The sequence below is a fragment of the Herbaspirillum sp. GW821-FHT09A12 genome (genome assembly GCF_059418325.1).
On sequence record NZ_JBWKPR010000014.1, the window covers coordinates 35,770 to 48,685 of the forward strand.

Genomic DNA, 12,916 nt, shown 5'->3' on the forward strand with positions numbered 1-12,916 from the left:
TTTAGTATCCGCTCAGGTTGATCTGGACCGCCCCGCCATTTCGCAAGCCAACGATGACCGGCGTGCGAGCGATCTGGTAGACAGTCGTCCCATCCGCACTACGCTGCATTTCCATCCAGGCCGGCGAGAGAAGCGTGATGCTAGTGCGGACGTAGAAGTTGGATTTGTAATCCCAGGCTTGGACATCGGCGCTGGACGTGAGCAGCTGCTTTGCACCTTCGGGCGCGACTCCTTCCAGGAGTCCGATAAGTACATTCGAGACCTGACTAGGTAACGTGCCCGCGGCTCCCGCTCGCGGCGCTCCCGAGTGAGCGCCCTTAACTTGAACGTCGACCCGGTAATCGACCTCACGCTGACCGCTGAGAACTGTCAACGATATCGGAGTGGCGACTTTGTCGACCGTCACTGAGATGTTGCCAGAGGCATACGACGTGACGGGGGACAGCCCCACTTTGTTGGAACCGTCTTTCGGTGCCGTCACAGTGAAGGCAGCCGCTCCACCAGGATTCACGTCCAGGACTTTAAGGGGATTGCCGGCCTGGTCGAGAAAGAGAATGTCTGTCGTGTAGTTTGCGAACAGCCTTACTACAGGCGGCGTTTCGCCTGGCATCAGGCTGACGCTTACGCGGCTGTAAACCGGCTTAGGAGTGAATCTTGCCGGCGCAGCAGCAGCTCGTTCAGCATCGTCGACGATCTTCCGGAGGCTTTTGATCTGGGCGGGTGTCAACGGTGACGCCTCCGAAGCGGCATTTGTAAATGCTTCTTCGGACGGCGGGGGCAACTTGGGCAAATTAGGGATTTGCGTCCCTGTCGGCGGAATCTTTTCTTGCGATGCCGGATTCGTGACCTGGGTCTTGTTGCCAGCAGCAGCTGCAGTCGCTGTCTGAGCAGTGGCTGGCGTGATCGCACTCGTGAGCGTTGCGCTCGTGGCGATCAGCATTCCTGCGATTTGCGTCGGTCGGATGATCATTTGTCATCTCCAACCCATTGCGCGATGCCGACACCATCTTCGCTGTCAACTGTAGACACGCGAGTGACGGTCATCTCAACCAAAGTATTCTGAGCAAGCACCGTGCGTCCAGCACCGCCACCTTGGTAATTCACAAGCACTGGTTGCTGAATGATCCAGGTATAAACGCCGCCACGTTTCCCCTTCTTGACAATGACCCCTGGGCCATTCGGTACGGCGACAGCAAGCAACCGCTGGTTGCGGACCCGATCCAGCGAACCCGCGCGCACCAGAGCCGATTCAAATTGCTCCCAACCGGCGTCAGTGAAGCAAGCCTTCGCGCGCGTGAATTGCTCCCGGTATTCGGCGAAGTTGTAGGTATTGGCCTTGCTTGCGCAGCGACGGGCCCAATCCAAAACCTGTTCATCGGTACGGAAGGGTTCGCCCAGCGGATACATCCGTGTCATGGTGCCGTCTCTGGCAACGGAAAAATACTCCCTCTCAACGCGTTGGTTTTTCACCCAAATAAACGCACCTACGAGGATCGCATTGGCGACGATCGAGGCCAGCAACGTGACGAGTACCAAACCAAAATATTTCCGATAGAAGCCCATGCGGCTCAGGTTGAGCACACTTTGTTGTTGCCGTTCCTCTGATACTGATGCCATGTCGCCGCCTTGACTTTCGTTGCATTATATCGCGGCACAATACGCAAAAATACAATCAGTGTCAAATTCTGATGGGTTCCACTTCTATGATAGTCAAACAATTATTGCGCAATCGATCCTGTAGTCCACTACCCTGCGGCCGAGGGCTAGAGGATGGAATCCATGCCCATATCCATTCACCTATGCCTAAAGGTGAATGGATATGGGGCAAAGGTGAAAACTTATGGGGCGAGAAGTGAAAGCCTATGGGGAGGGAAGGTGAACGTTTATGGGATCAAAGGTGAACGTTTATGGGGCCTGTTTGGCCCCATAGGTATTCACTTTCGGCCCCATGTCCTTTCACCTTTCCCCATAGGCTTTCACCTAACCTTCGTGAAAGCCTTTTAATTTCACGGTTTTTGCGAACGTAAACAGTTGTTGTATTGTTTTATAAAAAACAGACAAACAAGACATTTTAGTTTAGGCTTATGCACAGGCACAGACCAACGTCCGTTTGCGGCGCTACGCGCCTTGTTGTCTGTCTGTTTTTTTATTTGAAACTGACTTTCATTGTATTATCGCGGAATACGTCGGCCACAAACGAGAGAGGTTCGCATGTCGGTAACATCCTTGCAGACACTTCCTAAGGAAGTAGTTTTGAAACACGTAGGGGCCATCCATATCAAGAATGATGGTTCCTATCTGCAACGGAAAGTTTACGATGTTCTCCTCTATAACGCCTTCGACGAACTGAAAGATTTGACCATTTTAAGTCATTCAATTCTGGTCAAAGAATTAATCCGGCTTGTCGGTTTCAATAGCAAAAACATCGAATATCTTCGCCAATGTCTGAAGACGATGGTCACCCGCCCTGTCGAATGGAACATCATCGATGATGACGGCCGGTCCGAATGGGGCGTTAGTGGTGCACTTGCTGGAGCCAAGATTAAAGACGGAATCTGTACTTACTCCTATAGTCCTGAGCTCCGCGAAAAATTGGCAATACCAAAAGTTTTCGCCGCGATTGATCTTGCAATTAACCGCAAATTCGATTCGGGTATAGCTCACGCGCTGTATCAAAACATAGTGCGTTTTCGTGGTGTTTCCCAGACTCCTTTTTTCCCACTCCCACTTCTTAAAGACTTGATTGGCGTTAGTGGTAACGCTTCCTACGACGACTACAAAATATTCAATCGCGCTGTCATCAAACCAGCTATTCAAGAGATCAATCGGGTATCCGATATCAAGGTCACACCAGAGCCGAAACGCAAGCTACGTAGTGTGTTGGAACTCAAATTTCATATCGAGCCGAAAGTGCTTGGTGCGGAAAATGTTCAGCTCCTGGAGGAACACAATGTCGTCGACGTTCAGCCTGATCAAGCGCCAGTGACAGAGGGGCAATCAGATGATATCTCGGGTCGCTTGCAAGCTTATTATCTCCTCACGGAGAGACAAGCCACTACTGTGCTCGCTAACTTCCCGATCGAACGGGTGATCCAAGCGATGCAGTATGTCGAGCATCAGTACAGACGTGGTCGAATTAAAAATATTGCTCCATATTTTCTCAAGGTCGTCAAAGATGCGGACTTACACAGTGGTCAATCAGCATTTGATCTCGAAGCTGTAGCCGCAAAAGAAGAAAAGGAAGCCGCTGCAGCTGAGGTCGCTAAGCAACAAGACCTATGGGACCAGTTTGCTGAAGCTCGCCGCCTGGCGATCGATAGCTTTGTTGCCGGCCTGGATGAAGGTCAGCACGTGGAGTTGATTGAAGCCTTCAGCAAAGATCTGGGAAGCAAAAACAAGCTGGTGTACAGCAAGTTCGTGAACAGCGGCAAAAGTCTGAAGAACAAGATGGTTGCGGCCGAGTTCTCCAGGTACGTGGAAGAACATATGGTCTCCCGCAAGTTGATCTTGGCCAGTGAACAAGCGTATATCCAATTCGCGGCTTCGCAGGCTGAATAACTGAGCTGAATGGTCTTGCAGTATTTTCGAAGGGCGCTTTTAGCGCCCTTTTTCTTTGCCCGCCCCTAGATTTCTGTCGATTTACGACAATAAGGTTCTAAAGAGATTAAAAACTCTTTGCATATGTTTTAGGTTTTCTATAAATTACGTATAAACCTCGAACAACAACCACAGGAGTTGGTATGCAAGTGCTGAAGAATCTGACGCCGATCGATAGCTCCCTGTCGATCCATGACTTGTCGAACTTGGCCAAGAATGCTGGCCGCGTGCTGGACCACGTGCGCGAAGCGATGCTTGAACCTGATCCCGCCAAGCTGCCTCCGACTTTCTCTGCTACCCAGATTTCTAATCTGTGCGGCTTTGAAAAATCGAAGTTCCACTATCTCGCCGGCAAGCACGATCTGCCGAAGGGGACGAAAAAAGGTAACGGTCACAGTTTGGAGTTTTCGCTGACTGAGGTGTATCAGTGGGTCGACACGTTAGGCGGACGCGAGAAACGACCAGAGGGAGTCCTTGGTGCAATTTTAGCTGCATGTAACTACAAGGGCGGGGTTTCTAAAACGGGCACGATTGTGTCCCTAGCGCAAGCGACCACGCTTTTTGCCCGCCGCTGTTTGATCGTTGATCTTGATCCGCAAGGGACCACCACGCAGTTAATGGGTGTGAATCCCGATACAAAAGTAGATGAAGAGCAAACGTTGATGCCATATATTTATGGCGATCAGCCGAACTTGGATTACGCTATTCAGAAGACCTACTGGGACAATCTTGATCTCATCCCTGCCTCTTCTGCTCTGTTCGGCGCAGAATTCGTTTTGCCGGCGCGCCGATTCGAGAACGCAGATTATCCGTTCTGGGATATCCTCCGGGCCGGTCTGGAACCTTTGCGCGAAAAGTATGACTGCATCTTTCTCGATACCAGCCCCTCATTGAGCTACCTCACGATTAACGCCCTGATTGCTTCAACTCGGCTGGTTATGCCCTGCCCGCCTGAAGCTCTGGATTTCGCGTCTTCCACGCAATTCTGGAAAATATTCTCGGACCTCGCTTCTCACCTTCCTGGTGTGGCCGAGACAAAGCGCTATGACTCCGTCTCCATTTTGCTGACAAAGGTGAAGTCGGATCCGCTGGTACCGGTGGTTCGCGAGTGGTTTAACCTCGCATATGCGCCGCACGTTTTGCCAATGGAAATCCCCGAGTCGACTGCAGCTCGATCTTCGTCGACGCAGATGAAGACCATCTATGATCTCAGCAAGCCTGATGGCAGCGTGGAAGCATATAACCGTTTCAAGGATCCGCTGGATAAGCTGGCGAATTATATAGATAACGAAATCACCAAGAAGTGGAGGGATCAGAAATGAGTAAGGCAAGTGAACGTTTTGCCAGCCTGACTAACAAGGTCAAGCAGGACATGGAAAAGCCCGTTGTTGGTGCAGAGGCTGGAACTCCATCATCGCCCTTGGCGGCAACCACAGGGCCCGGGAAGTTCATGGCGAATACATTTAGCCGCGAAGCTGCCGACCGAGCACGTGCTGAGGCGGAGAAGGACCGCGACGCAGCTCTTCTGGCGCTGGAGGAGCTCCGGAAGAGCAAGAGCGGGATCATCAAGCTCGATGACATCGTGTTTGTGGAGGGGCGCCGACGGACGCTGACCGAAGAGCAATACGCAGAGCTCAAGAGTAATCTGGAGCACAACCGCCTGATTAATCCGGTGACAGTGCGCAAGCTCCCGAATGGTAAGTATGAGCTGATCGCTGGTCACAATCGCGTTGCCATCTACAAGGAGCTGGGCCGCGACGAGATCATGGCAAGCGTGCTGGAGCTCGCCGACGATGAGGCTGTCGCTGGAGCGTTCTATTCGAACTTGTTGTCCCCGTCTCTGACGCATTACCAGCAATACAAGGGCTATATCGAGCTTCAGCAATTTACCGGCAAGACTCAGGCCGAAATGGCAAAAGAGTCGGGCCTGAGTGAATCCCACATTTCCAATATTCTCGCCTTCGATGATTTGCCGGCAGAGTCTAAGAAGCTGCTTGATGAGAAGCCCTGGATCATGGGATCTGACCTCGCTGCTAATTTGCGCAAGGCCATTAAAAGCGGTAAATCTGAAAAGGTCATTGTGGCTGTTCAAGCACTTTACGATGACGAATCGCTGACCGAGAAGCAAGCCTTGGCGATGGTGGCGGATGCACCTGCCGCAAAGCCGGTAAGCAAGCCAGCAAAGGCGATCAAGGTTGGGCAGCGCACCTTCGGCAACATCACTTCGCGAAACGGCGTCATCGCGCTGAAGCTGTATAAAGAGTTTGCCACCGATGCTGAAGCGACAAAGTGGGCAGATCGTATTGAGGAATTTGTCAAAAGCAAGATCGCCGCTGGCGAGCTCTAAGGCCGAAAAATCTTCATACTGTGAAGTCCAATTAAATCAATGACTTACAAATATCCTGGTTCCGCTGGCATGTATTCGGATAGGTTAGGGCAGCGGGATAGGGATTTCTCTTAATTAACCTGTATGTTAATTCCATGGTAAAGAGCTTCTCCCCAGATCAGTTTCGTGCTGTGCTGAGAGCCAAGGGCTGGTCCAACAAGGCCTTGGCGACATACTGGGGGATGTCAGTGGTGCACATTAGTCGGTTAATCGGGAATGAAGAACGCCCCATTTATTGGAACGATGCAGTCTCCGGGCTTCCCCGCTTTGGTCGCTTGAGTGCAGATCTGGTGGCTCGCAAGGGCAAGGTTGATGCGTTACTCGTGAAGACGCCTTTGCCAAAAAAGCCTGGTCCGCGTCCCCGTACAGTCCAGCACGATTTGGCAGAAGAGGTAGTGGCACCCGTCGAGGCCTTTGGTGGCGACTATCGATACCGGGGATATTTGACCGTGGGTGCCATTGTGGTCGCAACACAAGATATTGGTGACATGGCAGAGGAGGGCGGCCGAGGTATCGTGTTTGCGGTCGAGGATGTGAAAATCGGCGAGAAATACGGGGTCATTTTTGAGGGTGGTAGCTTCGACTGGTTCTTGGCCCACCACATCGATGTTTGCCTCGCGAGCATTGGATTGGATTCCCCCTGTACCGAATACGTTTACCGATCCGATCGTACTCTCAAGTCGGATTTTGATGCTGGCGTCTTCGAGTTCTGGTGATCGGCCTTAGTATCAGCGCCCATAGCTTTTCACCTTAGAGTCACATTGACCGAAATCCGTAAGCAGATAAAGGTATTCGTCAGCAAAAATCAGGGTCACATTGACACCAAGTTTCCCCATATCCATTCACCTTTGCGTCAATGTGACTCTGTTGTCGTGAGATTCATGCGATTCACGCCGATTGGCTGCCAGCTGATCGACGCGCCGAGCGGTGATGCGGATCCGGCGGAAATGGTAGGTGAGCTCTACCAGGCGTATCGGGCTAATACATGCCCAGAATTACACGCCTCAACCGGCGGAGCGAGCAACGCGGCAGTCTTGCTGCGTATAGCCCAGCACCACAGGTAGGCATGGCCTCGAAATGAGGAAAGGTGAAAGCCTATGGGGGGGGGCATGTCGCCCAAAGGTGAATGGATATGGGGCTACTTCTGGGAAGGTGTGCGCGATGTGCCTGGTACAAAGGTCCTGGCGCGGGGCTTCACCCGGGCAACCTCGGCGGCGAGAGGCTTGATCTTGACGGCCGAGTCCCCGGAGACTGCGCGACCGTAGTGGGAGCCTGCCGTGGCATCGCTGCCGTGCCCCATCATCGCGGCCACATCGGCTTTAGAATGCCCCGAACTCTTGGCGTTGGCTGACCACTGGTGACGGAGAGAATAGAGTGTTGGGTACTGCTTACGCTTGCCGAAGCATCGCCGGGCCGCGTATTTCATGTAGTCGCCAACATGCAGCTGCAGTTCAGCAAACGTCACTTGGCTGCGGTATCCCTCCACCATAGCGACCATTTCATGCAAAGCCGCCAAATCCCCCGGGTCGACGGCCCCGATGTCCAAGGTGCGCTCTTCACCGTGCCCGCGGCCGTTTGTGGCCTTTGCGTTCTGAACAATCAACAATGTTCCCTTGCCAGCACCAGTGATGGTCGCGTGTTCCCATTCGCTCGGCCTTAATCCAGCTATGCGTGTGGCCTGGAGCCAGGTCAGTAGGGTGCGCGCGTACTTATGTGTGCCGACGTGTAGCTCCAAATATGTGATCAGCTTTTCGTAGTCTGCGCGCCGAATCCCCTTTTGCTTGCGTGACGAGGTCTGGGTGCCGTATTTCAAGGCTCCCTCTGACGTGGCCGCATTAAGGGTGCGTAGCGCGACCTGAAGATCCTCCGTGATCACTTTCTCCTTTGTCTGGGCCAGCTGCGACTCTAAGTCCTGTCTCAGAGCGCATTTGTACTGTTTCCAGGTATTCCGAGAGATTGTGGGCTTACGGCTGATTAGGTGCTCAACGACGGTAGTTGCGGGCACCGTATACGGGGATGCGTGGCCATGAGCATGGGCAGCTTGGGAGCGGACCGTCTTTGCTTTTATGGCGTATTGTCTATTCGTTTTCGGAAGTCGAGTTGGAATCATAAATTTTATTGGGCTCCCTACGTTACTTGGAATCGCAAACCTCTCCAAGTAACGTATCACATGCCTATTTGGCGCGCTAGAGTGATCGTCCGATACCTGATGACTTTAGTCGGAAAACGAAGTTGTCATTTTTGCCATCAGATTGGGGAAAGGTGGCTCCCTGGATCAGAGCTATCCCGAGTCACATTGACGCGTGGGCCGAGCACGACCGCCGCAAGCTTTCAAAGTGGAGTCACATTGACTTTTATTAGCTCGAAATCACGATTAGTGGGGTAGAAGAGCAGAGTCACGGTGACTCATAGGCCGAATATACAACAACTAAAGTTGCGATTTGGAGTCACGTTGTCTCTGTTTAATCAGTAGGCCGGACCGCCTAAAAGCATTGCTGCATCTAGCATTGCCGGAGAATCGCGACCTGAGCTACCCATTTAGAGAGCCTCTAGCGGCATGTGGACAGCGAAGCCTTTTATTGTTACATTCGCTTAACTTTGGTTGTGTTATGTTTTTGAATGTTATTAACAACAGGCGGCGAACTATGAAGATTCTGGCCTTGTCCCCTCTGCTGCTGTCCATGGTGCTCGTCGGTTGCGCGACCAGCTCGTCGAAGGGCTCCGACGGCGAGGACAAAGACGCTGCAGTTCAGCTGCTGGTGAAGTCAGCGCAGAACATCTCGTCATCTCTGACCCTGCTGTCGGAGGCAGAGCAATTCGAGAAGATGAAGCAGAACCCGAACCAGCCACGGATCTACAAACAGATCGCCGGCATGGAGCAAATGGTGACCATGCCCTGGCATGGGACCTTGGAGCAGGCCGTCAGCAAGCTGGCAAGTTACTCGGGCTTCGAAGTCAAATTCATGGGCAAGCCGCCCGTTACTCCGATCCTGATTCAGATCGGCGCGAATCCAGCGACTGTCAGCGACCATATGCGTAACCTGGGCATCCAGGCGGGCAATCGTGCCGACGTGATCATCGATCCGGCCCAGAAGATCGTCGAAGTGAGGTATTTGAATGGCGGCGTATAAGACCGCCGGCGCGGCGCTGTTCGCCGCGGCGTTGTCGCTGCCGGCATCATGCTGGGCAGCGGGAGGCGTGCCTCCGGACCTGACCAGTGTGCTGTCCGGAAGCAGCGAGGCGGCGAAAGCAAGTGCCGCTACTCAAGCCATCCCGGAGATCCGTTTGCGCGCGATCACCAACGAGGTCTTGAAGTACGCCGTGCAAAGTGGCATGGCACGCAGGAATTACGAGATTGTCAAAATGCTCACTGAGCAAAAGGGCAAGCTCGACGACATCTACAACTTCGGCGCGATGATGCTCGACAAGAATGTTGTACCGCCAGTGTTGTCTGAAGCACAAAATAGTATCAACCAGCCGGACGCCGACACGATTCGTGTGGCGGACGCCAGCTACAAGATCGAGCGCCAGGCGCGCTTTGCCACCGTCCCTCCGACGTGGCGTGACTACCTCACCATCAAAGATTTTAACTACGACGTGGCACTGCCCGACAGCGTCTTGAATCCGCAAAACTCGGACGAAAAGCGACTGTGGGAAAAGCTGATCAAGGAAGGTTGGAAAGTCGGCGAGCAACAGGCCGACCAGATCTTCCGCCAGTCGCTCTCGTTGCTGGAGCGCGATTACAAGGGCATGGTGCTCTATCGCACGCTTTTGGCACGAGGGATGATCGGCCGACCATATGTAGCCGAGGCAAATCTGGGGATCACGGGGGACGGCAACGGCATGAGCATCAATGACCGCGTCCTTCGTATCACGGCCAAGCCGCAGTTGGAGGTCAACTCCGCCGCTTGGAAGCCCATCGTGGTGCCGAAATGAGCGAGGCAACTGTGCAGTCCTTCGATCGTGCCAACGGCTACCGCATTGCCGGCGAGCCGCATCGCTTCAATCATGCCGAACTCGATCGCATGCTGAAGCACGTCAACGACATTGGTGCGTCCGACATCTATTTCAAAACGGGCCGTCCGGTGGTGGCGCGTCTGCACGGCCGCTTGGTTCGATTGACATCTCGCCACCTGGAGCACGCCGAGGTGGTTGCGATCACGTGCGACATGTACGGCGGCGCGAACGCGGACCTCCAGCTGCGCACTGCAAAGCCGATTGACCAGGCTTATGTGCTGAAGCTGGGGCGTGATCAAAAGATCAGGTTTCGCTGGTGCGCGACTGGGGTGCTTGTCGATGGCAATTTCGGAATCGCGATCGTCATGCGGAAACTGGACGGTATGCCCCGTAAGCTGGATAGGAGCGAGTTCGACGCCAAACTGATCGAGGCGCTGTTCCCTCAAGATGGCCTGGTCCTGGTGACGGGCGAAACAGGCGCAGGGAAGAGCACGCTCTTGTCGTCCCTTATCCGCGAGATGATGGAGGATCCAGAGTCCGATCGTCACATCATCGAGTTCGCGGCACCAATCGAATATGTGTACGAAAAGATTGACGCTCCAGCCAGCGAGGTTGATCAGTCAGCGGTGCCCGATCATCTCGGCTCCTTCGCGGCCGGCATCATCAACTCGCTTCGACGTGACCCGGACGTAACCGTGGTTGGCGAATCGCGAGATGCGGAAACAATCAAAGCGTGCATTCTCGCATCGCAAACTGGCTGTGCCGTGTATTCCACCATCCACGCCAACAGCAATGCAGCCACGTTCCTGCGAATCGTCCAGTCTCTGCCTGTCGAGGAGATGCACTCGATCATGGGGAGCGTCATTGACCAGATCCGCGTCATCGTCTCGCAACGCCTCTTACCGTCCCTGGACGGGAAGCGCGTCGCGGTTCGCGAGTACCTCGTCTTCACCAACGAAATGCGTCGCCAGCTGCTGGGCGTGGCATCCACCAATCTGATGCTGCTGCCTCTGCACGTCGCAAAGCTGGTCGAGCAGCACGGCAAGTCGATGCTGAAGCACGCGCAGGAATTGGCCGACGCCGGCCGCATCAGTCAATCTCAGGTCGAGCTGATTCGTCGCACACAAGAAGTACAACGTGAACTGCTGGATGGGCCCGCCACGGCAATTGGAGAAAACAATGGCGCATAAAAACGTTTGGCGGAACACAGCGCTGTCGGCCCGCTTCTTCATGTTTGAAGCGTACTCGGTCTTGCCGTTCGTGGTTTTCCTCGCGCACATCACCTGGTGGACGTTTGGCTTGGCGACCGCCACCTTCCTGCTCTTCGTCGCGTTGGAACGCTTTGGCATCACCGTCGTCGTGGCCCTGCGTCTGCTGAGAAGCTTCATCGCCGGCCCGATTCGCTACGGTGTCGCGTGGCGGCACAAGAGCAAAGATAAATACTGAAAGGACCACTGAGCATGAGCAGCGATATCAAAGAAGGCAACGGCGAGAACATCATCTACGTGGGTGTTGACGACGGCTTCCGCCAAACCAAAATCGTCACATCGACGGGTTTCAAATTGGCGGTGCCGAGCCTGGCCCGTGCCGGTTTCAGCCTGACAACCATCGGCGGCGCACAAGACGCCGGCGAAGGCGGCTACGAAACGGAGGGCCGCCAGTTCACCGTGGCCAGCGAGATCGAGGGAGAAGACACCCGCTTCGATGACTACGCGTTGAGCGATATCAATCGCGTGCTGGTGAACCACGTTCTGCAGCGGGCGGGCCTGGGGGGAAAGGCAATTGGCCTGGCGACGGGGCTTCCGTTCCAGTCGTTCTTTCTGCCAGGTGGCAGCGAGGCCAATCAAGAGTTGATCTCGAAAAAGATCAGCAATCTTGCGATCGGCGTGACGCCACTCGACGGTAATACCCCGATCAAACTGGAGCTGCAGCAGGTCACGGCTCAAGGCCTCGCGGCCTACATCGACTATATGACTGCTGACGACGGCAATCTGCGTGAAGGCGTCGATCCGGCCGCCGATATCGCTATTGTCGATATCGGCGGTCGCACAACCGATACCGTGACGATCTATGGCGGCGGCAAGCTCGATCACGTGAAGTCGGGCACCGGCAACATCGGCATCAGCAACGTCTATGACCACATCGAGAACGAGATCAAGCGCCGTTTCAACGTGGCGAGCATCAGGCTCGCCACGTTGGAGCAGGTCGCCAGGCACAAGACCATCCGTCTGCGGGGAACGCCGCATGATGTGACCGATATCGTGGCAGCTGCCACTGCCGAAGTATTCCAGCAGATCCTGCGCGAGGTGAAGCGCCGCATCGGCGATGCGGCGGAGATGAGCGCAGTGCTGCTGGTCGGTGGTGGTGCCGCCCTCATGCATGACTTGCTGAAGAGCGAATACCCGCACTGCCAAGTGCCGCCGGAGCCGGAGTTCGCCAACGCACGGGGCATGCTCAAGTACGTGCAATTTATGCGGGACTGAGGCGATGGGGCAGGCACAGTCACGCAAGAAAGAAGGCGCGACCTGGGAACGCTTTGGGCGTCGATTCGTCGTGCGCCTGTCGCTCAAGCGCCCGGAAGAAAAGGCGGTGCTCGATGAATACGACCGGCGTACCGAGCTGCTGGGCCGCAAGGACATGGATTACCTAAAAGCGTGTGTCATTGCAGGTCACAAGATTCTTTCAAATAAAGGATTTGATGCGCAAGAGATTGCGTTATCAAATAATGAAAGTAATAATACGCCGGCAGAACAATTAATTACTCCGGTGCCAGAAGCACGTGCCTGGAAGAGCGCGCCGAAAAAGCTGGAGGGTGCGCCGGCGCAGCCGCTACCTCCCAGTGCAGATGCAGGGTCAGGGGTGGCGAAACGGACCGAAACGCCTGAGCCGTTGCCCCCTCAAGAGGGGGCAGCCAAGCCGATTTCAGCAAGGGCGTTGCTCGGTGGGTTGATGAAGCATGGATAAGTGTGGGCAGAA

13 protein-coding genes are annotated in these 12,916 nt (G+C 54.4%); 10 read left to right on the plus strand and 3 right to left on the minus strand.

The window, feature by feature from the left end; translation table 11 throughout:
* Position 1: 1 nt before the first annotated feature.
* Together AC07N6_RS21255 and AC07N6_RS21260 are read right to left on the minus strand one after the other, a co-directional pair.
* Entirely contained in the window at positions 2-970 is a 969-nt protein-coding gene (locus AC07N6_RS21255; RefSeq protein ID WP_494783612.1) for a DotH/IcmK family type IV secretion protein, read from the minus strand.
* Positions 967-1,617 carry a DotI/IcmL/TraM family protein gene (locus AC07N6_RS21260; protein WP_494783611.1) on the minus strand — a complete coding sequence of 217 codons (651 nt, stop codon included), beginning with the start codon at positions 1,615-1,617 and terminating at the stop codon, positions 967-969. The genes AC07N6_RS21255 and AC07N6_RS21260 overlap by 4 nt, the downstream gene beginning before the upstream one ends.
* 594 nt (positions 1,618-2,211) lie before the next feature.
* On the opposite strand from AC07N6_RS21260, the gene AC07N6_RS21265 reads away from it, so the two are divergent.
* The 4 genes from AC07N6_RS21265 to AC07N6_RS21280 all read left to right on the plus strand — a co-directional run bounded on the left by AC07N6_RS21265 (position 2,212) and on the right by AC07N6_RS21280 (position 6,699).
* A complete protein-coding gene (locus tag AC07N6_RS21265) occupies positions 2,212-3,558 on the plus strand; it encodes a replication initiation protein (RefSeq protein ID WP_494786277.1) in 1,347 nt (448 codons plus the stop codon).
* Positions 3,559-3,740: 182 nt separating this feature from the next.
* Positions 3,741-4,919: a ParA family protein gene (locus AC07N6_RS21270; protein ID WP_494783609.1), complete on the plus strand. Its 1,179-nt coding sequence runs from the start codon at positions 3,741-3,743 to the stop codon at positions 4,917-4,919.
* Complete coding sequence (locus AC07N6_RS21275; protein ID WP_494783608.1) at positions 4,916-5,944, plus strand: ParB/RepB/Spo0J family partition protein; 1,029 nt, start codon at positions 4,916-4,918, stop codon at positions 5,942-5,944. The genes AC07N6_RS21270 and AC07N6_RS21275 overlap by 4 nt, the downstream gene beginning before the upstream one ends.
* A gap of 134 nt (positions 5,945-6,078) precedes the next feature.
* Positions 6,079-6,699, plus strand: a complete 621-nt coding sequence (locus tag AC07N6_RS21280) for a hypothetical protein (RefSeq protein WP_494783607.1) — start codon at positions 6,079-6,081, stop codon at positions 6,697-6,699.
* Positions 6,700-7,121: 422 nt separating this feature from the next.
* Here AC07N6_RS21280 and AC07N6_RS21285 read toward each other — a convergent pair whose 3' ends face one another.
* Complete coding sequence (locus AC07N6_RS21285) at positions 7,122-7,859, minus strand: site-specific integrase (protein WP_494786278.1); 738 nt, start codon at positions 7,857-7,859, stop codon at positions 7,122-7,124.
* Positions 7,860-8,628: 769 nt separating this feature from the next.
* On the opposite strand from AC07N6_RS21285, the gene AC07N6_RS21290 reads away from it, so the two are divergent.
* The 6 genes from AC07N6_RS21290 to AC07N6_RS21315 are packed head-to-tail and all read left to right on the plus strand — an operon-like array spanning position 8,629 to position 12,904.
* Positions 8,629-9,114: a DotD/TraH family lipoprotein gene (locus tag AC07N6_RS21290; protein WP_494783605.1), complete on the plus strand. Its 486-nt coding sequence runs from the start codon at positions 8,629-8,631 to the stop codon at positions 9,112-9,114.
* Positions 9,101-9,919 carry a type IV secretory system conjugative DNA transfer family protein gene (locus tag AC07N6_RS21295; RefSeq protein ID WP_494783604.1) on the plus strand — a complete coding sequence of 273 codons (819 nt, stop codon included), beginning with the start codon at positions 9,101-9,103 and terminating at the stop codon, positions 9,917-9,919. The genes AC07N6_RS21290 and AC07N6_RS21295 overlap by 14 nt, the downstream gene beginning before the upstream one ends.
* Positions 9,916-11,130, plus strand: a complete 1,215-nt coding sequence (locus AC07N6_RS21300) for a type IV pilus twitching motility protein PilT (protein WP_494783603.1) — start codon at positions 9,916-9,918, stop codon at positions 11,128-11,130. The genes AC07N6_RS21295 and AC07N6_RS21300 overlap by 4 nt, the downstream gene beginning before the upstream one ends.
* Positions 11,120-11,386 (plus strand): IcmT/TraK family protein, encoded by a 267-nt coding sequence (icmT, locus tag AC07N6_RS21305; RefSeq protein WP_494783602.1) that lies wholly within the window; start codon positions 11,120-11,122, stop codon positions 11,384-11,386. Before AC07N6_RS21300 ends, icmT begins: the two co-directional genes overlap by 11 nt.
* A 14-nt stretch (positions 11,387-11,400) precedes the next feature.
* The gene (gene parM, locus AC07N6_RS21310; RefSeq protein ID WP_494783601.1) at positions 11,401-12,423 is read left to right on the plus strand and encodes a plasmid segregation protein ParM domain-containing protein; all 1,023 of its coding nucleotides are present in this window, start codon (positions 11,401-11,403) and stop codon (positions 12,421-12,423) included.
* 4 nt (positions 12,424-12,427) lie between these two features.
* Positions 12,428-12,904: a hypothetical protein gene (locus tag AC07N6_RS21315; protein WP_494783600.1), complete on the plus strand. Its 477-nt coding sequence runs from the start codon at positions 12,428-12,430 to the stop codon at positions 12,902-12,904.
* Positions 12,905-12,916: the final 12 nt, after the last annotated feature.

Coding starts and splice junctions, on each gene's coding strand:
- icmT (WP_494783602.1), top strand. CDS start 11,120: ATGGCGCATAAAAACGTTTGGCGGAACACAGCGCTGTCGGCCCGCTTC.
- AC07N6_RS21260 (WP_494783611.1), bottom strand. CDS start 1,617: ATGGCATCAGTATCAGAGGAACGGCAACAACAAAGTGTGCTCAACCTG.
- AC07N6_RS21270 (WP_494783609.1), top strand. CDS start 3,741: ATGCAAGTGCTGAAGAATCTGACGCCGATCGATAGCTCCCTGTCGATC.
- AC07N6_RS21280 (WP_494783607.1), top strand. CDS start 6,079: ATGGTAAAGAGCTTCTCCCCAGATCAGTTTCGTGCTGTGCTGAGAGCC.
- AC07N6_RS21295 (WP_494783604.1), top strand. CDS start 9,101: ATGGCGGCGTATAAGACCGCCGGCGCGGCGCTGTTCGCCGCGGCGTTG.
- AC07N6_RS21315 (WP_494783600.1), top strand. CDS start 12,428: ATGGGGCAGGCACAGTCACGCAAGAAAGAAGGCGCGACCTGGGAACGC.
- AC07N6_RS21255 (WP_494783612.1), bottom strand. CDS start 970: ATGATCATCCGACCGACGCAAATCGCAGGAATGCTGATCGCCACGAGC.
- AC07N6_RS21300 (WP_494783603.1), top strand. CDS start 9,916: ATGAGCGAGGCAACTGTGCAGTCCTTCGATCGTGCCAACGGCTACCGC.
- AC07N6_RS21290 (WP_494783605.1), top strand. CDS start 8,629: ATGAAGATTCTGGCCTTGTCCCCTCTGCTGCTGTCCATGGTGCTCGTC.
- AC07N6_RS21275 (WP_494783608.1), top strand. CDS start 4,916: ATGAGTAAGGCAAGTGAACGTTTTGCCAGCCTGACTAACAAGGTCAAG.
- AC07N6_RS21265 (WP_494786277.1), top strand. CDS start 2,212: ATGTCGGTAACATCCTTGCAGACACTTCCTAAGGAAGTAGTTTTGAAA.
- parM (WP_494783601.1), top strand. CDS start 11,401: ATGAGCAGCGATATCAAAGAAGGCAACGGCGAGAACATCATCTACGTG.